The sequence below is a fragment of the Streptomyces sp. NPDC049954 genome, assembly GCF_040656295.1.
Taxonomy (GTDB): Bacteria; Actinomycetota; Actinomycetes; order Streptomycetales; family Streptomycetaceae; genus Streptomyces.
In genome coordinates this window covers 530136-547977 of record NZ_JBFALS010000004.1, presented here as the reverse complement: position 1 = coordinate 547977, position 17842 = coordinate 530136, and the positions used below count along the sequence as shown (strand labels likewise).

At 72.5% G+C, this 17842-nt stretch carries 11 protein-coding genes; 3 read left to right on the top strand and 8 right to left on the bottom strand.

From position 1 onward, the window contains the following. Positions 1-12 precede the first annotated feature (12 nt). The 8 genes from AB0J21_RS11620 to AB0J21_RS11585 form a co-directional block, all read right to left on the bottom strand. Positions 13-1227 carry a cytochrome P450 gene (locus AB0J21_RS11620; protein WP_363145660.1) on the bottom strand — a complete coding sequence of 405 codons (1215 nt, stop codon included), beginning with the start codon at positions 1225-1227 and terminating at the stop codon, positions 13-15. 326 nt (positions 1228-1553) lie between these two features. After that, complete coding sequence (locus AB0J21_RS11615) at positions 1554-2549, bottom strand: aldo/keto reductase family protein (RefSeq protein WP_363145659.1); 996 nt, start codon at positions 2547-2549, stop codon at positions 1554-1556. A gap of 164 nt (positions 2550-2713) precedes the next feature. Next, a complete protein-coding gene (locus AB0J21_RS11610) occupies positions 2714-3262 on the bottom strand; it encodes a flavin reductase family protein (protein WP_363145658.1) in 549 nt (182 codons plus the stop codon). Then, on the bottom strand, positions 3259-3732 hold the full coding sequence (locus tag AB0J21_RS11605; protein ID WP_363145657.1) for an acyl-CoA thioesterase: 474 nt from the start codon (positions 3730-3732) through the stop codon (positions 3259-3261). Before AB0J21_RS11605 ends, AB0J21_RS11610 begins: the two co-directional genes overlap by 4 nt. Positions 3733-3734: 2 nt before the next feature. Beyond that, positions 3735-9662 (bottom strand): SDR family NAD(P)-dependent oxidoreductase, encoded by a 5928-nt coding sequence (locus AB0J21_RS11600; protein ID WP_363145656.1) that lies wholly within the window; start codon positions 9660-9662, stop codon positions 3735-3737. Continuing rightward, on the bottom strand, positions 9662-10657 hold the full coding sequence (locus AB0J21_RS11595) for an enediyne biosynthesis protein (protein ID WP_363145655.1): 996 nt from the start codon (positions 10655-10657) through the stop codon (positions 9662-9664). The genes AB0J21_RS11600 and AB0J21_RS11595 overlap by 1 nt, the downstream gene beginning before the upstream one ends. Next, positions 10654-12549 (bottom strand): CRTAC1 family protein, encoded by a 1896-nt coding sequence (locus tag AB0J21_RS11590; RefSeq protein WP_363145654.1) that lies wholly within the window; start codon positions 12547-12549, stop codon positions 10654-10656. The genes AB0J21_RS11595 and AB0J21_RS11590 overlap by 4 nt, the downstream gene beginning before the upstream one ends. Positions 12550-13027: 478 nt before the next feature. Continuing rightward, a complete protein-coding gene (locus AB0J21_RS11585; protein ID WP_363145653.1) occupies positions 13028-13672 on the bottom strand; it encodes a TetR/AcrR family transcriptional regulator in 645 nt (214 codons plus the stop codon). 76 nt (positions 13673-13748) lie between these two features. On the opposite strand from AB0J21_RS11585, the gene AB0J21_RS11580 reads away from it, so the two are divergent. The 3 genes from AB0J21_RS11580 (at position 13749) to AB0J21_RS11570 (ending at position 17718) form a co-directional block, all read left to right on the top strand. Further along, positions 13749-15107: a carotenoid oxygenase family protein gene (locus tag AB0J21_RS11580; protein WP_363145652.1), complete on the top strand. Its 1359-nt coding sequence runs from the start codon at positions 13749-13751 to the stop codon at positions 15105-15107. Between the two features lie 210 nt (positions 15108-15317). Next, entirely contained in the window at positions 15318-16964 is a 1647-nt protein-coding gene (locus AB0J21_RS11575; RefSeq protein ID WP_363145651.1) for an MFS transporter, read from the top strand. Positions 16965-17355: 391 nt separating this feature from the next. Next, entirely contained in the window at positions 17356-17718 is a 363-nt protein-coding gene (locus tag AB0J21_RS11570) for a hypothetical protein (protein WP_363145650.1), read from the top strand. The last annotated feature ends 124 nt before the right edge of the window (positions 17719-17842 follow it).

Sequence of the window (17842 nt, the reverse complement as noted above, 5' to 3'; positions counted from 1 at the left end):
CGGCGCCGCGCGTCAGTGCAGGTAGACGGGGAGGGTGTCGTAGCCGTTCATGATGAAGGTGCCCTGCGGCGGGATGTCCTCGGGCGCGGTCGCGAGCGCCATGCCGGGGAACCGCTCGAACAGCGCCGGCAGGGCGATCATCGCCTGCAGGGTGGCCAGCGAACGGCCGATACAGGCGTGCGGTCCGTGGCCGAAGGACAGGTTGGTCTTGTCCTCGCGCAGGATGTCGTAGTCGTCCGCGGTCTCGCCGTGCAGCTTCGGGTCTCGGCCGATGCCCGCGAAGGCGATCATCACCAGGTCGCCCTTCTCTATCCGCGCACCGCCGATCTCGACGTCCTCGGCGGCGTAACGGAACGGCAGTTGGGCGACCGCGGCGTCCTTGCGCACCGTCTCTGCGAACGCCGTCTCCCAATCGGCCTTCCCACTGCGTACCAGCTCGAACTGGTCGGGGTGGGTCAGCAGGTCGACGATGGCGTGCAACATGACGTTGCCGAGCGTCTCGGATCCCGCCCCCAGCATGACGTGAAGTGTACCGAGAAGTTCGTCATCGGTCAGGGCGTCGTCCTCCTCGCGTGCCTTGATCAGCAGGCTCGTGAGGTCCTCGCCGGGCGTGGCACGCTTGGTGGCGACGAGTTCGGCCATGGCCTCGTGCCACTGGTTGAGGTTCTCCTCCGCCTCCTCCGGTGTGATCGTCGTCTTGCTGTTGGCCACCGCGCCCTGGAGCATCCGCTTGCGCGCCTCGACCGGGACGCCGAACATGTCGCAGATCACCCAGGCCGGCAGGGCGTAGGCGAACCGGTTCTTGAGGTCGACGGCCTCACCGGGCGGGGTGGCCTCCAGCTCGTCGAGGAGCTCCCCGACGATCTTCTCGATGAGCGGACGCGAGGCCTCCACCCGGCGGGGCGTGAAGGCGTGGCCGATCAGCCGGCGCATCCGGTCGTGCTCTTCACCGTCGCGGGTGTTGATGTTGTCCATCATCACCCAGGTGATCATCTCCCAGTCCTTCGACACCTCGCCGTTCATCAGCGGGGGCCAGTACTGCTTGCCGTTCTTCCGGAAACGCGGGTCGACGAGCATCTGCTTGGCGATCGCGTAGTCGGTCACCGACCAGCCGAGATAGCCTCCCGGCAGTTCGACGCGGGCCACCGGCCCCTGCGCACGCAGCGTGCGCGCCTCGGCGTGGATGTCCTTGCCCAGGCGGTCGAGGACGATCGGGCACTTACCCATGGGTCTCCTCCAGCGGACTGAAACGGCTGCCGACGGCGCGCGACGCGCGGCCGTGGGCTCCCGGGCGTGGCTCTTGACGCCGAACCCGCCCTCCTGGTCACCATACGAACGGCCGCGACGTGGGCTTTCTCGCAGCGTGCCCGATTCGCGACGGGCTCCGGGCACACGTGCGGGCCGCGCCACGGGCCGGCCCGTGGCGCGGCCGGACCGTGGTGCGGCCCTGCTGAGATCCCTTTCCTCGCCTGCGTGTTCTGCTGGCCGGGGGCCGGACGGCCACCGACGGCGCCGGCCTCGACGGCTACGGCTGTCCCGGCACCGTCACCTCGTCAGGGGCGCTCCTCGTGGCTGTCCGTCAGCTTCGGGTCCCGGACGATGACCGGTGCCAGGGCCTCGTCCACCCGGCGCAGCAGCTCCTCGTCCAGCTTCACGCCCGAGGCGGCGGCGTTCTCGGTGACCTGCTCGGGCCGCGAGGCGCCGACGATCGCCGCGGCGAAGGCCGGGTTGTGCAGCACCCAGGCGATGGCCAGCTGGCCGGGCGTGAGCCCGGCCTCGGCCGCCAGGGGCCGCAGCAGCCGTACCCGCTCCAGGACCTCGTCCCTGAGCAGGTGCCCCATGAACATGTCGTTGGCCGGATCGGCCCCCCGGGAGCCGTCCGGCCGCCGCCCCCCGGGCTCGTACTTGCCCGTGAGCACCCCCTGGGCCATCGGCGACCAGGCGAGCTGGCCGAGGCCCTCCTCGGTCGCGGCCGGCACCACCTCGGTCTCGACGACCCGCCAGATCGCGTTGTACTGCGGCTGCGAGGAGATCAGCGGCACGCCCAGCTCCCGGGCGAGGGCGGCGCCCGCGTGGATCTGCTCGGCCGTCCACTCCGAGACCCCTATGTACAGCGCCTTGCCCGCGCGCACCACGTCGGCGAAGGCCCGCATGGTCTCCTCGATCGGGGTGCGGGGGTCGAACCGGTGGGCCTGGTAGATGTCGACGTAGTCGGTGCCCAGCCGGCGCAGCGAGTTGTCGATCGATTCGAGCACGTGTTTGCGGGACAGGCCGCGGTCGTTGCGGCCCGGTCCGGTGGGGAAGTAGACCTTGGTGAGGATCTCCAGGCCCTCGCGCCGCTCACCGCGCAGCGCCTCGCCCAGTACCGACTCCGCGCGGGAGTCGGCGTACATGTCGGCCGTGTCGAAGGTCGTGATGCCGGCGTCGAGCGCCGCGCGCACGCAGGCACGGGCGGCTTCGGCCTCGATCTGCGATCCGTGGGTGATCCAGTTCCCGTAGGCCAGCTCGCTGACCATCAGGCCACTGCGGCCGACGAAGCGGTACTCCATGTTTCCGTCCTCTCGGTTCAGCCGATCGGCTGGGGGGTGTCCGGAAACCCCTCGCGGGGCCCGGTCGGTCGGACGGACGGCGAGCCGAGGGCCGCGGCCGGCCACGGCCGCCTCCGGGAGACCTCCCGGAGGCGGCCTCCCGCGCCCTCGGCCCGCCGTACGTCTCAGACGGCGAGCCGGTGGAATCCGCCGCCGAAGTACAGCAGCGGATCGTCGGTCTCCTCGCGGCCGGTGTCGAGCACCGAGCCCAGGAAGATCGAGTGGTCGCCGCCGTCGTAGACCGCCGCGAGAGCGCACTCCAGCCAGGCCTGCGCGCCGGTCAGGACCGGGGTCCCGGTGTGCCGTCCCGGGACGGTGCCGACCGTCTCGAACTCGCGCCGGCCCCGGGGCCTGCCGCGGTCGGCGAAGTGCCTGGCCAGGTCCTCCTGCCGTCCCGAGAGCATCGAGACGGCGAAGGCGCCCTCCTCCAGGATGGCCTCGTGGATCGAGGCCGTGCGCACGACGCACACCAGGACCAGCGGCGGCTCCAGCGAGACCGAGGTGAAGGAGTTCGCGGTCATGCCCCGGGGGGTGTCCCGGCCCGCGGTGAGGACGGTGACCCCCGTGGCGAAACGGCCCAGTACGGCGCGCAGTTCGCCCCGGCCGTGACCGGGCTGCGGCAGGCCGGCGACGGGCGGGGGGCCGGGGCGCACCGGCAGCCGTTCGGCGCTCATGCTCCCGCCCCGCTCGTCGCTCCGGCGGATCGCGCGCCCGCCCCCGCCGCGTAGGGCGCGAGCGCGGTGCGCAGCGCCTCGGGGACCCGGGTCGGACGGGTGTCGGTGTTCGGCCCGCGCATGCACGCGATCCGCTGCCGCCCCTTCGCCACCAGGTCCTCGGCCCCGTTCTCGCGCAGGCGGACGTAGTCGAAGCTGAAGGCCACCTGGGTCTGGGTCAGGTCGTCGAGGCGCATCCGGACCGACAACTCGTCGAAGGCCGTGATCTCCGCGAAGAACTCGCAGTCCACCTTGAGGGTGAACAGCTTCAGGTCGTCCCTGATGTCCGCGAGCACCTCGGGCGCGCGCTCCAGCAGGAACATCTCCCGGCACCTCCCCTGCCAGCGCAGGTAGTTGACGTAGTAGACGTTGCCGACGAGGTTGGTGTCCTCGAAGCCCACCAGGTGGCGGTACTCGTAGTAGGGCTGCATCGTCAGTCGTTCCTCTCCTCGGCCTGTGCCATGAGCGCGAACACCACGGGCTCCGCGACGGTCCGCAGGGCCGTCGGGAAGGTCGCGATCCGGGCCGTGCCCGAGCGCAGCGACACCCAGCGCGCCTCGCCCGGAGGTGTGCTGTCGACGGTGAGCCCGGCGAGTGCGCGGCCGTTCTTGCGCAGGCACTCGACCGCGCTCCACACCCGGGTGGCCGCGAGGGACAGCTCCTCCTCCTGCTCGGCCGCGATCAGCCGGGCCAGGGCGAACCCCTCCGCGCCCAGCAGCCCCTGCCACTCCTCGGCGGAACGGGGCTCGGCCGTCTGCACGTCGCAGGCCACCGGTACCTCGCCGGTGACCACCAGGGTCACCCCCGCGCCGTGCGAGGCGGAGACGTGCGGGCCGCCCGGGATCTCCGGCCGGCCGTCCGGGCCGTGGGTCACCTCGGTGGCCCGGCCCAGCGCCCAGCCGGCGGCCTGCGCGGTCGCCGCGCGGCGGGCGGCCACCCCCTGCGCGGGCGCCTCGTCGGGCCGGACGACGACGCGTACGGGGGCGGGCAGCAGCCGCTCGGCGCGCCGCTCCAGGTACGGGCCGAGCAGGGTGGGCTGCCAGGGCCCGGTGCCGTCCTGCTTGCGCACCGCCTGGAGCCGCAGCCCCTCCCAGCGTTCGACGAGCCTGCCCGAGCGGTCGCGGACGTCGAGGTCGTAGACGTAGCTGTCGCCGGTGCGGGAGCGCTCCGCCGCGTGCAGCGTCACCTGGTCCCGCCCTCGCGCCTCGGCCGGGTCGGCCAGGTGGAGGCGCTCGACGCTCACCGGGAGCAGCGTGGCGTCCGGCACGCAGCACTGGATCGAGTGCATCAGGGCGTCCCGGGTGCCCGGGTCGGCCAGGACGAGCCCGGCGGCCAGGTGCCGCGCGAACCAGGGTCGGCCGTCCGTGTCGGCGATCTCCGCGACGCAGCCCTTGGCGGCCAGTCGCCGGTAGCCCACCAGGCGCTGGAAGCGCGGCCCCTGGAAGAGGACCGGCCCGTAGAGGTCGCGGTCCGGGGCCAGCGGGAGCCGCGGCGCGTCGTCGGCGACGGGCGCGGGCCCGGTGTCCTCCGGCTCCGGTCGGTCGTAGCGGAGCGTGGCGCGGAAGTGGTCGGCCTGGAAGCCGGTCTCACTGCTGCGGATCACGGCCTCCACGGTTCCGGCGTTCCGGGCCAGCACCGCGACCCGGACGGTGGTCGCCCCGTGCGGCGGGATGACGATCGGCCGCAGGAACTCCATGTCCTCCAGGGTGGGTGCCCCCTCGAACCCGGTGAGCGCCGTGGCGGCCTGGGCCATGGCCTCCATGCCGAGGACCGCGGGGAACAGCAGGTCGCCGTCCAGTTCGTGATCGGCCAGGTAGAGGTCGTCGGAGGCGGTCAGTTCGGAGTCGACGACCAGCTCGATGCCCGGGTAGTGGGCCTGGGGACGGTCGACGAAGCGCAGCAGCGGCAGGTCCCGCTGCTCCAGCGTCAGCGTCGGCAGCCCGCCCGCCCGTCCCATCACGACCAGGGCGGCGGGCGCGTCAGGGTCGGCGAGCACCTGCTTGAGCAGGGCCACGCCCTCCTGCGTCGGGATCGGCTCGATGCCCTCGCGGATCAGCGACTCCAGTACGCCGAGCCGCTCCCCCATGCCGGACCCGGACCACACGGACCACTCCAGGGCCAGGCAACGGCAGTGGGGGTAGTCCTCCCGCACCTGGCGGGTCAGGTCGGTGAGCCAGTCGTTGGCGGTGGCGTAGTCGGCCTCGCCGCGCAGGCCGGCCCGGCCGATGATGGAGCCGAAGGTGACGAGCAGGCGCAGGGAGGCCGGGTCGACGGCGGTGAGCACGTTGCCCAGGCCGGTGATCTTCGGGGCGAGGGTGCGGCGGAAGGACGCCTCGTCCAGGTGGGCGAGGGCGTGCGGTTCGTTGCGGCCCGCGCCGTGGAGTACGGCGGTGACCGGGCCGAGCGCCGTACGGATCTCGTCGACCGCCGCCTTGACCTCGTCGGCGGAGGTGACGTCGGCGCGGACGTAGCGGACGTTGACGCCCGCCGCGGTCATCCGCTCCAGGTTGGCCCGCAGTTCGGGATCGGTGGCGGGATCGGACCGGCCGAGCAGGGCGAGGCCCGCCCCGGTGGACTCGGTGAGGGCGAGGGCGCATTCGGCGGTGATGCCCTTGCCGCCGCCGGTCACGAGCAGCACGTCCTGGGCGTCGAGCACCTGTTCCGGCCCGGTACCGGCGCCCGGCTCCCCGGCCGGGGAGGTGACCGGCAGCGGGCGCAGCACCGGCACGGTACGGCGGCCGTCGGCCCCGTGGTGGACCTCGCTGAACCCGCCGGTCGCCGCGACGTCGCGCACGACGCGGGCGCTCAGCTCAGCGGCGCGTTCCGCCGGCATCCGCTCCGGCAGCTCCGCGGTGACCACGGTGGTCGCGATGCCCGGTGCCTCCAGGTGCAGGGTCTTGGCCAGGCCCGCCGCGCCCCGCCGGTCGCCGACCGCGACGAAGCGGGTGGCCCCGGAGCGGGACAGCGCGGCGCGGGCGGCGGAGATCATGAGCTGCGCGTGGTCCTCGTCGCAGTCCCGGGGCAGGCACAGGAGCACTCCGCCGCCGAGCCCCGCGCTGCGCAGGGCCTCGTGCAGGCCGGGGGCCAGCGGATGGCGTGCGGGGGCGAACAGCTCCCAGTCCCCCTCGCCGGTGGGCCCGGCCGCGGGAGCCGGTCCGGCCGGTACCTGGTCGACGGCGAAGGCCCGGACCCAGGGGGCCACGCCGAGGGGCACCACCGGCTCCTCGGCCCCGCCCGCGTCCGCCTGGGCCAGCCCGTCGAGGAGTTCCGCGAGTTCGGCGAGGGTGGAGGTGGCGAAGGCGGTGGTGACCGTCGGTGCGGGGATGCCGAGTTCCTGGGTGGCGCTGTTCATGATCTGCGCCACGGTGATGGAGCTGAGATGCAGTTCGTCGAGGGGGTTGCTGTGCGGGTTCACGGCCTCCAGGGGCAGTTCGGCCCGCTCGGCGGCGAGGCGCAGGAGGACCGGGAGGCTGCCGTCCTCCCCGGACACCGAGGCGGCCGGCGCCTCGTCCGCCGCCTCCGCGACGGTCGGTGCGTCGACGCGTACGCCGGCGAGGGGCAGTGCGATGTCCGGGGTCGACTCGCAGGGGCTCGCGAAGAAGCGGAACTCCTTGTCCAGGGGCAGCGGCCGGGTGAAGCGGTCCTCGAACAGCGCGGCGTGCCGCACGGGCGCGCCGAGGGTGTACGCGGCCGCGGTCGCGGTCAGCAGTCCGGACAGGGAGGTGGAGTCCGCGTCGAGCGAGACGGCGGGCACCCCGGGGGCGATGTCCGCGGCCAGTCCCTTCAGGGTCCGCCCGGGGCCGACCTCGATCAGCAGGTCCACCTCGGCGGCCAGGGTCTGGACGGCCTCGGCGAACCGCACCGGCTCCAGCACCTGGCGGGTCAGCAGCTCCGCCACGTCGGTGTCGGGGGTGACCTCGCCCGCCGTCACCGTGGAGATCATCCGCCGGGCCGGCGGGGCGAACCGCTGGGTCCCCAGGTAGGCGCCGAGCTCCTTGGCGGCGGGCGCGACGGCCGGGGAGTGGAAGGCGTGCGAGACGTTGATCGCCGCCGTGCCCAGGCCCCGCGCGGCGGCGAGGGCGCGGACCCGCTGGACGGCGTCGGCCGGACCGGAGACCACGGTCTGCCGGGGGCCGTTGTAGCCCGCGATGACGACCGGCTCCCCGGCCAGCAGGGGTTCGGTGTCGGCGGGGGCGGCGGCGATGCCCGCCATGGTCCCGTCCCCGTCGCTCGCCTCGGCCATGAGCCGTCCGCGTTCGGTGGCGGTGCGCAGGACCGAGGACTCGTCGAGCACTCCGGCCCAGTGCAGGGCCGTGACCTCACCGAGGCTGTGTCCGGCCGCCGCCACCGCCTCGATGCCGAGCGCGGACAGCACCCGCAGTCCGGCGAGGGAGGAGGTGACGATGCGCGGCTGCGCCACGGCGGTGGCGACCAGGTCGCCGCCGGTGGGCAGCGGGTGCGCGCGGTACAGCTCGTCGACCGGGGCGAAGCGGCGCCGCAGCGCACCGCCGTCGCCGCGCCGGCCGGCGCCCTGGCCGGGGAAGAGGAAGCCGACGCGGGGTCTGGCCGCCGCGCTGCCGAGGAACACCCCTCCCGAGGTGTCGAGCACCGATCGCGCGCCGCCGTCCAGCAGGGTGAGCAGCTTCGTGAAGCGCTGCTCCGCCTGTTCCGGGGAGGCCGCGAGGACGGCGGCCCGGATCGGCCGCTCTTCGAGTTCGCCCTGCAAGGTGGCGGCGAGGTCGCCGAGTTCGGCGAAGGAGAGCTGCGGGACGAAGGCGGCCAGCCGGGCGGCCTTGCCGCGCAGTTCGGCCACGGTGCCGGCGTCGAGCAGCAGCAGTTCGGTGTCCTGACGGGACCGTACGAGCCTGCGGGTGACCCGGCCGACGTCCTCCTTGCGCACCCCGTCGGCGTGCTCGACCACGATGTGCGCGTTGATGCCGCCGAAGCCCATGGAGGAGGCGCCCGCGCGGATGGGGGCGTCCTGCGGCCACAGCTCCGCCTCGCCGGGGACCCGCAGGGCCGGCCGGTCGCCGGTCAGTTCGGGGTGCGGGTCGACGTGGCTGGTCGCGGGCGGGATGACCTGGTGGCGTACGGCGAGGACGGCCTTGAGGAGACCGGCGACACCGGCCGCCGCCTTGGTGTGGCCGAAGTTGCCCTTGACCGTGCCGAGGGCGGCGGGCGGCGCGTCCGGGTCGGCGGCCCGGCGGGCCTCCGAGAAGGCGCGCAGCTCGGTCGTGTCGCCCACCGCCGTACCGGTGCCGTGCCCCTCGAAGTAGCCCACCGTCTCGATGCCGAACCCGGCTGCGGCGTAGGCGCGTTGGAGGGCGAGCCGGTGCCCGGACGCCTCCGGCCTGGTGATCCCGCCGCGCCCGTCGGAGGAGTAGCCCCAGCCGGCGATGGTCGCGTACCGGAACCTGCCCTGGGCGACGGCGTCCTCGTCGCGCATGAGCACGAGCATGCCGCAGCCCTCGCCGGGCCAGAAGCCGTTGGAGCCACGGTCGTAGACGCGCATCTCACCGGTGGCGAGGGCGCCCGTCTTCGCGAAGCCGATCACCTCGAAGGGGTCGATGCTGAGGTCCACGCCGCCGGCCACGGCCACGTCGAGCCGTCCGTTCGCCAGCGCGTCGCACGCGGTGGCGGTGGAGAGCAGCGAGGAGGAGCAGGCCCCGTCGACGGTGAATCCGCCGCCCTTGAAGTCGAAGTGGTTGCAGATCCGTCCGGCGATGGTGTTGGCGAGCCCCCCGGCCAGGGTGTCCTCGCCGATCGGCGGGAAGGGGCTCTTGTAGCGCTCTTCGAGCTGGTCGAGGAAGGCGGCCAGGGCGGCGTCGTCCCAGCCCTGTTCGCGCAGCGCCGCCCCGACGGTGCGGCGTACGTAGGGCCAGCGCAGCCGCATCAGGTTGGCCCGGCTGAACTCGCCGGTCAGGGTGTTGCCGATGACGACCCCGGTGTTGAGGTCGCCGAGTCCCTCGCCGAAGGGGAATCCGGCGTCCTCAAGGGCGCGCGCGGCGGTGTCGAGCGCGAGCCAGTGCGTCATGTCGGTGGCGCGGAAGGTGCTGCCCGCGACGCGGTACTTGACCCGGTCGAACTCGAATCCGTCGAGGACGGCGGCCTTGGCCGAGTAGAAGCGGTCGGGGGCGGCGGGGTCGGGTGAGTAGTAGTCCTCGGCGCGCATCCGCTCGTCGGGCAGCCGGCGGAAGGCCCGCCGGCCGGCCAGGACGTTCTGCCACAGCTGCTCGGCGTCGTCCGCGTCCGGGTACCGGCAGGCGAGGCCGACGACGGCGATCCTGGCGGGGGCGGTGCCGGGGGAGCCGGCGGGTGCGGTGCGGGAGGCCGAGGGGGAGGGAAGGGGGGAGGAGGGCATCACGCGGCCACCGCCTCGATCGTGGACTTGTCGCCGAGCGCCGTACCGCGGCCCCCGGACTGGTGGTCCCCGGAGCCTGCCGGGGTCTTGCGGCGCTGGACGAGATGGGCGACCCACCAGCCGATGCCGCGTATCGCGCAGACCGCGGTGGTGGCGAAGAAGAGGGTGTAGACGACGTTGAACAGCATCATCACGCCGTAGACGGTGGCGACCGAGGCGCCGAACACGAACTGGTTGCGCCCCTTCGTGGGGGTGGTGCCCGGGTCGCTGATCATGTAGTTCGTGAACAGGACGAAGGCCACCCCGCTCATCGGGCCGAGCGCGGAGGCGAGGGCCACGTCCCAGAACCAGTGCCGGATCAGGGCCTGGATCACGAAGCCGCCGAGCCAGCCGACGATCAGCGCGGTCCGCTTGGTGAGCGCGGTGTTGATGATGGTTCCCGCGGTCGCGATGATCAGCGGGATCGCCGCGCGGAAGAAGGTGTTGGCGTTCTCGGTGAACTCGTAGGGCGGGGCGATGCTCACCCAGGAGCCGAAGCAGACCAGCGAGAGCGTGATCCCGAAGTTGGACGGGTTCATGAAGTGCCGCATACGGCCCGCGACCGGGGCCTGCATCGCGTGCTTGCCCGCGACGCCCGCGAACACCCCGAACAGCACCGGCAGCAGCTGGTTGTTCGCGTACAGCAGCATGTTCACCGCGAGGGCGGTGATGTGGGCGGGCAGCAGGAACTCGTAGACGCCACGGAACCCGTGGCCGGTGAACCGCGCCGGCCTGCGCTGGGCCCAGGCGCTCAGCAGTTCGAGGAGGATCTCCGTCGTGTAGCCGGCGGCCACCGCGAGGACGGGCCACAGCCAGGGCTGTTCGAAGCCGAGCACGGTGTACCCGAGGACGTTGAACACGCTCATGGAGATGGCGAAGTTGCGCAGCGCCAGGTAGCGCGGGTCGCGTTTGGCCACCGGAGGGGCAGCGGCGGGTGGAGACGTGACGGTGGTCATCGGTCGGCGACCTCCTGCGCGGTGTCGGTCAGCAGATACGTGTGGGTTCCGGGGGTGAGCTTCCGGGTCGTGTGGTGCCGGCCGCCGTCGGCGTCCCGCCACGACAGCCGCACGGTGGCCGGTCCGTCGTACGAACCGAGTCCGAAGTGCACGTCGAAGCTGCGGAAACCGCTGTGGCCGCCGCCGCCGTCGAGCTGGGAGACCTGGGTGCCGTCGGGCGTGGTGACCTTGACGGTGGCGCCGTAGGCGGGGGCGCCGGTGTTCGCGATGCCCTTGCCCTTGCCCGCGCCCTCACCGGAGTCGGTGGCAGGCCGGTACAGGCGCAGGCCCAGGTAGTTCCCCTTCTTGGGGGCCTGGTTGGCGTAGAAGGCGGGCGGTCCCCACTGGCGCGCGACGGCGAAGTCGAGGACGCCGGTCCCGGTGGTGTCACCGGTGGCGAGGGCCCGGGTCGGGATCTTGACGTCCAGCCCCAGCTGCTTGGACACGTTGGCGTACTCGCCGCTCTCCGTCTTCGCGTAGAAGCCGAGGATGTCGTCGCCCGCGACGTCGTCACCGGGCTGGACATGCGGCCACATGGCGGGGTTGGACAGCAGGTTGTCGTTGGTCATGGCCATCTCCTGCAACCACGGCCAGCGGTCGGTCTCGCCCTTCACGAAGCCGGTGGCCTGCATGATCGACACGTCGCCGTCGTTCAGGAAGTCGGCCATCTTGGTGTCCCAGCCCCAGCCGGTCCAGGCCACCCCGTGCTGCTGTGCCTCCTGCTCGAAGGGCGCCTCGCCGGACTCCAGCTTCCGGCGCGCCTCGTCCTCGCTGCCGGCCTTGTTCATCCAGAGGAAGTTGCTCTCCTCCAGGCCCCAGGCGGCGGTGATGTTGCTGACCATCATGTCGAAGCGGCCGTTGCGGTCGACGTCGGCGAAGTCGACGCCCATGCCCTTGAAGGAACCCTTGCCGAGCACGAAGGACTTCGGGGTGGTCGGCGTGCGCTTGCCGGTGGCCTCCGAGTACCTGATGTGTCCCGGGGTGGACCGGTTGTACAGCAGGTGGTCGTGGCCGAAGTCGTCGGCGATGTACATCTCGGGCAGGTCGTCGCCGGTCAGGTCGGCCCCGGAGATCGCGAGCGTCCAGCCGGTGGACGCCCCGTAGGGGATGGCCCCCTTCTCCTCCACGAAGGAGACGGTGGGATCGTCCCCGGCGCGGGCACCGGTCCAGCGCATGACGTGGTCGCCGCCGGCGTTCTTCGCGTTGGACAGGGAGTCGTTCATCAGCACGTTCTTGAGACCGTGCGGGTCGAGCACGTCGGAGTCCGGGAAGTAGTTCCCCACCACGATCGACGGGTGGCCGCTGCCGTCCAGGTCGCCGACGTAGACGGCGTCGGTGTTCCAGCGGGGGCCGTGGTAGGCGCCGTCGTCGCTCTGCGCCGCCACCACCTCGCGCGGCACGTAGGAGGCGGGAGACAGGTCGCTCGCCCCCGCCTTGGCCAGGAACACGACGGGGGTGCGCCCCCAGTAGGAGACCAGCAGGTCCATCCGGCCGTCGCCGTTGAAGTCCCCCGGGGCGCAACCGGTCGGCGCCATCGCCTCGTCCATCGGCAGCGGGGCCGCGTCGAGGACGAACGGGGTGAAGCGGTCCGCCTTCGGCGCGGTCGGCGTGTACGTCACCACGACCTGGTCGGTACGGGTGTCGACGATGCACATGCCGTCGGCCTTCCCGTGGCCCATCAGGTCGTTGATGGCGATGCCCGCGCCGACCGAGGAGATCCAGGACCGGATCTTCTGATAGGCCGGATTCACCTTGCGAACCGTGTTCATGGGCTGTGACGCGTAGCCCGGTGGCAGCGCGATGGCCATTTCCTGGAACTTGTACTTCGCCGCGGCCTCGTCACCGCCGGCCACGGCTACGGAAGTCCGGACCGTAAAGAACAGTGACGCGGCCACCAACACCGTCACCACACCTGGTGTCATTCTGCGGAATCGCTCGCGTCGATCCATCGCACTCCCCCTCACTTACCGCCCAAAAGGGACAATTGCTCGGCTTGAGTTCGCATTCCGAGAATGGGTGACGGCGGATCGCGGTGCCTCTCCGACATTGCCCGAAACGGCCGGGCCGTCGGGGTTCGCCGAAGTCGGGAGGAAAACAGCAAGCTGGAAGAGAGGCCGCACACGGCCCCCGGCCCGGACCACGGGAATAGCCGCCACCGGACCCGTCATCCCTGATCAGCGCGCGATCACCGGGAATGCGGGATGCGCCCGGGGGCGCGGTCGGGAGGGATTGCGGTGGCGCACCTGAGAGCACGACCGGGAGGGATCGTGGTGGCGGGCGTCCGGGACGGGGACGCCACCCGGCGAGGCGGGAGCCTGTCGCGGCGGTTTGCTAAAGGCCGCTCGCGCCGCCGCGTCCCCGGAACGCGGCGACCGCCTCGTCCCGGTCCGCTCCGGCGCTCACGAGGAGACCGACCACCTCGGCCTCCAGGCAGACGTCCGCGTCGTAGGGCTCGATCAGGTAGCCCCCGAGTTCCAGGGTGACCAGGCCGTGCAGCGCGACCCACAGCTGATGGGCCACCAGGTGGGGGTCCCCCGGCCTCAGCCCGCCCGACTCCATGGCGCGTTCGACCGCCAGCACCAGGACGTTCAGCGTGTACCGGCCGTGCTGACGGTCCTCCTCGGACAGCGAGAAGCCGCCGAGGCTCGCACCGCCGAACATCACTCCGTAGAGATGGCGGTGCTCCAGCGCGTTGTCCCGGTACGCGGCCCCGAGGGCGCAGATGTCCGCGACCGGGTCCGAGGAGCGCGCCACGCCCTCGAAGCGCCGGTCGAGCAGCCGGAAACCCTCCTGAACCATGGCCCTGACCAGGTCGTTCTTTCCCCCGAAGTGGGTGTACACCGCCGTCGTGGAGGCGCCCACCGCCGCGGCCAGGCGCCGTGTCGACAGGGCGGCGGGCCCTTCTTCGGCGAGCAACTGTGCGGCGGCCTCCAGGAGTTGGACGCCGAGGGCGGGATTCGCTGTCCGTGGGCTCACCGTTGACATCCTCTCACGGGGGTGCGATTTTGATGTAACGATGTTACGTAACAGTGATTCCTGAGGACGGACAGCGATGCCCACTCGTCACCAGAACAGCACGTCACATCTGCTGAGCAGCGGCTACCGGCCCGTCACCGAGGAAGTCACCGTGCTCTCCCCGCCGGTGCGCGGACAGCTGCCCGCGGAACTCGACGGGACCTTCCTGCGCATCGGCCCCAACGCGCTGGGCGGCCACGACCCGGCCCGCCAGCACTCCTTCCGCGGTGACGCGATGGTGCACGGACTGCGGCTGCGCGGGGGCCGGGCCGAGTGGTACCGCAACCGCTGGGTGCGCACCGGCCGGGCGGCGCGCGCCCTCGGTGAACTGCCCACGCCCGGGCCCCGCCGCGGCGCCTCGGACAACACCAACGCCGGCCTCGTCCGGCACGCCGGGCGCACCCTCGCGCTCGCCGACGGCGGGGCGCTGCCGACCCGGCTGGGCGAGCGGCTGGAGACCCTCGACCGTGTCGACTTCGACGGCACCCTGCCCGGCGGCTTCAGCGCCCACCCCGTCCTGGACCCGCTCACCCAGGAGATGCACGCGGTGGCGTACGAACCGGGCCGGCCCGGCGTCGACCTCCTGACGCTGGACGCGTCCGGCCGGGTGCGGCGGTGCGAGAACATCACGGTGAAGGGCACCCCGATGATGCACGCCTTCTCGCTGACCGACCGGCACGCGCTGATCTACGACCTGCCGGTCACCTACAGCGCCCGGGCGGCGGCAGCGGGAGCGGACGTGCCCTACGCGTGGGACGACGGCCACGGCGCCCGCCTCGGTGTGCTGCCCCGTGACGGCCGGGACGCCGACGTGCGGTGGACGGACCTCGCCCCCTGCTACGTGTTCCACCCCGTCAACGCGTTCGAACAGGGCCGGTACACCGTGGTCGACGTCATCCGCCACGAGCGGGTCTTCGACCGCGATCCGCTGCATCCCAGCGAGTCCTCGCCCGCCCTGTGGCGCTGGATCGTCGACCGCTCCAGCGGCACCGTGGCCGAGCACCGGCTCGGCGAGGCGGTGGAGGAGTTCCCGCGCATCGACGAGCGGTACACGGGCTCCCCGTACCGCTACGCCTTCACCGTGGGGCTGCGGCCCGGGCAGGGCGCCGCGCTCGCCGGACCCGCGCTGCTGCGCCACGACCTCGTCACCGGCCGGGTCGACCGGCACGACTTCGGCCCGGGACGCGAGGGCGGCGAGGCGGTCTTCGTCCCGCGCCACGGCGCCGCCCCCGAGGCGGACGGCTGGCTGCTCAGCCTCGTCCACGACACCGCCACCGGCCGCGGTGAACTCGTCGTCCTGGACACCGCCGACTTCACCGGGCCGCCGCTCGCCACCGTCCCGCTGCCGGTGCGCGTCCCGCACGGCCTGCACGCCCAGTGGACGGCCGGCGGCTGACCGGCCCGGTACCGGTGACGCCCGCGGGCCCGGTCCGTCCGGTCAGGACCTGACGAGCCGCGCGGAGCCCCGGGAGGAGGCGGACCCGGCAATCTGCGAGAAGCCACCGCGCCGTGTCGCCCCACACGATGACACGCGTGTCGCACCGGACGAGGACGGCGACACCGGCAACCGCCGCCCCTTCCTTTCGACACGTCACCGAAGGATGCCATGTCCGTTTCCAGCTCAGGAAGAACAGCCCGCCACCGCAGTACCGCCGGCCGCGGCTTCGAACACCCGTGGGCCTTCTGGACCGGCGCCCTCGCCTGCACCGCGGGGGTACTGCTGCACCTGCCCATGTACGTGAGCGCCCGGAGCATGGGCTACCACATGAACGGGATGCGGGCCGACACCCCGATGATCCTCGGCATGGTGCTCATCGTCGCCGGTCTGCTCGCGGTGCTGTACGGCCTCGTGCCCCGCGACGGGCGGGAGATCGGGCGCAGTTCGGCGCGCATCCGGGTCCGCGCCCTCGACGACGCGCCGATCAGGGGCCAGCACGTCGCGCTCCTGATCGTCATGGCGATCGCCGTGACGATCGACGTGATGAAGCCGACCACCCTGTCCTTCGTCGCGCCCGGCGTCGCGCACGAGTACGGGCTGAAGTCGCCCCTGAACCCGGGCGGGGACATCCCCGTGGCCTGGCTGCCGCTGGCCGGTATCACCGGCACGGTGATCGGCTCGCTGGTCTGGGGGTGGCTCGGGGACCGCATCGGGCGCCGGGCCTCCCTGCTCTTCGCCGGGATGCTGTTCGTGACCACCTCGATCTGCGGCACCATGCCGGGGTTCACCTGGAACCTCGTGATGTGCGCGTTCATGGGGATCGGCGCCGGCGGCATGCTGCCCATCACCTTCACCCTGCTCGCCGAGACCGTACCGGCCCGGCACCGCGGCTGGCTGCTGGTGCTGATCGGCGGTGACATCGCGGGCGCGTACGTCATCACGAGCTGGCTCGCGGCGGAGCTCACCCCCACCTACAGCTGGCGCGTCCTGTGGCTCATCGGCCTGCCGACCGGGCTGCTCTTCATCGCCCTGAACCGGTGGATACCGGAGTCGCCGCGCTATCTCCTGGCCCGCGGCCGCCGTGCGGAGGCCGCGAGCGTGCTGGAACGCTACGGGGCGGTCGCCGAGGAGAACGAGGAGCCGGAGGAGACGGACCGCCAGCCGGCCGGGCACGGCAGCTACCTCGCCCTGCTGCGCGGCCGTCTGCTGGCGCCGACCGCCGCGATCGGCATCCTCGGTCTGGGCACCGGCCTGGTGACCTTCGGCTTCCAGCAGTGGGTGCCCACCAACCTCCAGCATCTCGGCTACTCCGAGGTGAACTCGGACTACGTCGTCCGCAACGCCGCGCTCCTCGGCCTGCCGCTGACCGTGCTCACCGCGTGGATGTACGGCGTCTGGGGCAGCCGGAAGACCCTCGTCACGGTGTCCGGCGTCACGGCGCTCACCCTCATCGGGTGCGTCGTGGCCGGTGACGCGATGGCCAAGGACCATCTCCTGGCCTCGCTGCTCCTGGTCGTCCCGCTGTCCGGGGTCAGCTCCGTGGTGGCCGTGGTGGCGGGGTACGCCGCCGAGGTCTACCCCACGCTGGTGCGCTCGCGCGGCACCGGGCTCGCGGCCGGTATGACCAAGATCGGCGGCGTGCTGATCCTCGCGCTCACCGTCGCCGCCGCGACCGTGCCCTCGATCGGCGTGACCGCCCTCATCGGCGCGGTGCCGCTGCTGCTGGCCGCGGTGATCTTCCTGTGGGTCGGGCCGGAGACCAAGGCGCGCCGACTGGAGGACATCCACCGGGAACTGATGGCCCCACGGGTGTGACCACCCGTCGCCGGACACGCCGCTCGTCGGCGCCGCCGGGGGCCGCCGGCCGGCGGCCCCCGGCGGCGGGGAACTCATCGACCGCCCTTGACCAAAAGCGCGGAATGGCTTTACCCGCGGCCGTCCGGAATTCCGACCGGCCGACAAAGGACCTGATGGCGCCGCAAAAGGAATGAACCGCCGCCCCGCGACGGCAAACCGGAATCCATGCTTGACGCCGGACTTGATCTCCACCTTTAATGGGCCCGTCTGAGGGGCCTCAGGAATTCCGCAGGACAAGCAGTCGCTGTTGCAACCAAAGCAAATGAGATGCTTCACGGGGCAGGTGCAGTGTACAGGCAAAGATTTCTGAGGTATCTCCCGCATTCCGGCGTTCCGGAGGGGCGGCGGCGTGGCTGAATTCCGGCTCGCGGTCCGCACCCGCCCGCTCCCCGGCCGCGAGGCCGAGTACCACGAGTGGTACGACGGCTTCCACCTCGAAGAAGTGCTCCGGGTACCCGGATTCGTCGCCGCGCGGCGGTTCGCACCGCTGCCGGACGACGCCGACGCGGGGATCGCCGCCGACGGCGACCACCTCGCCCTCTTCACCGTCGAGTCCGAGGACATCGCGGCGACCGTCGCGGCCTTCCGCACCGCCCAGCGCACCATGGCCGTGCCGCCGTGCCTGGACCCCGACAGCGTGGTCCTCACCTGGTGGCGACCGCTCGGCCCCCGCAGGACGAGATCCTCCCCCGCGGACGCCCCGGGCGCGTAACGCCCCCCTCCGGCGTGCCGGCCCCCTGCCTCGTACGGACGACGACGTCCGCCGTACCGATGTGCCATGCCGGTCCCCGACACCCCCAGGCCCGGCGCCCACGTGCCCGTCCGGACGAAAGGCA

Coding starts and splice junctions, on each gene's coding strand:
- AB0J21_RS11620 (WP_363145660.1), bottom strand. CDS start 1,227: ATGGGTAAGTGCCCGATCGTCCTCGACCGCCTGGGCAAGGACATCCAC.
- AB0J21_RS11615 (WP_363145659.1), bottom strand. CDS start 2,549: ATGGAGTACCGCTTCGTCGGCCGCAGTGGCCTGATGGTCAGCGAGCTG.
- AB0J21_RS11610 (WP_363145658.1), bottom strand. CDS start 3,262: ATGAGCGCCGAACGGCTGCCGGTGCGCCCCGGCCCCCCGCCCGTCGCC.
- AB0J21_RS11605 (WP_363145657.1), bottom strand. CDS start 3,732: ATGCAGCCCTACTACGAGTACCGCCACCTGGTGGGCTTCGAGGACACC.
- AB0J21_RS11600 (WP_363145656.1), bottom strand. CDS start 9,662: ATGCCCTCCTCCCCCCTTCCCTCCCCCTCGGCCTCCCGCACCGCACCC.
- AB0J21_RS11595 (WP_363145655.1), bottom strand. CDS start 10,657: ATGACCACCGTCACGTCTCCACCCGCCGCTGCCCCTCCGGTGGCCAAA.
- AB0J21_RS11580 (WP_363145652.1), top strand. CDS start 13,749: ATGCCCACTCGTCACCAGAACAGCACGTCACATCTGCTGAGCAGCGGC.
- AB0J21_RS11575 (WP_363145651.1), top strand. CDS start 15,318: ATGTCCGTTTCCAGCTCAGGAAGAACAGCCCGCCACCGCAGTACCGCC.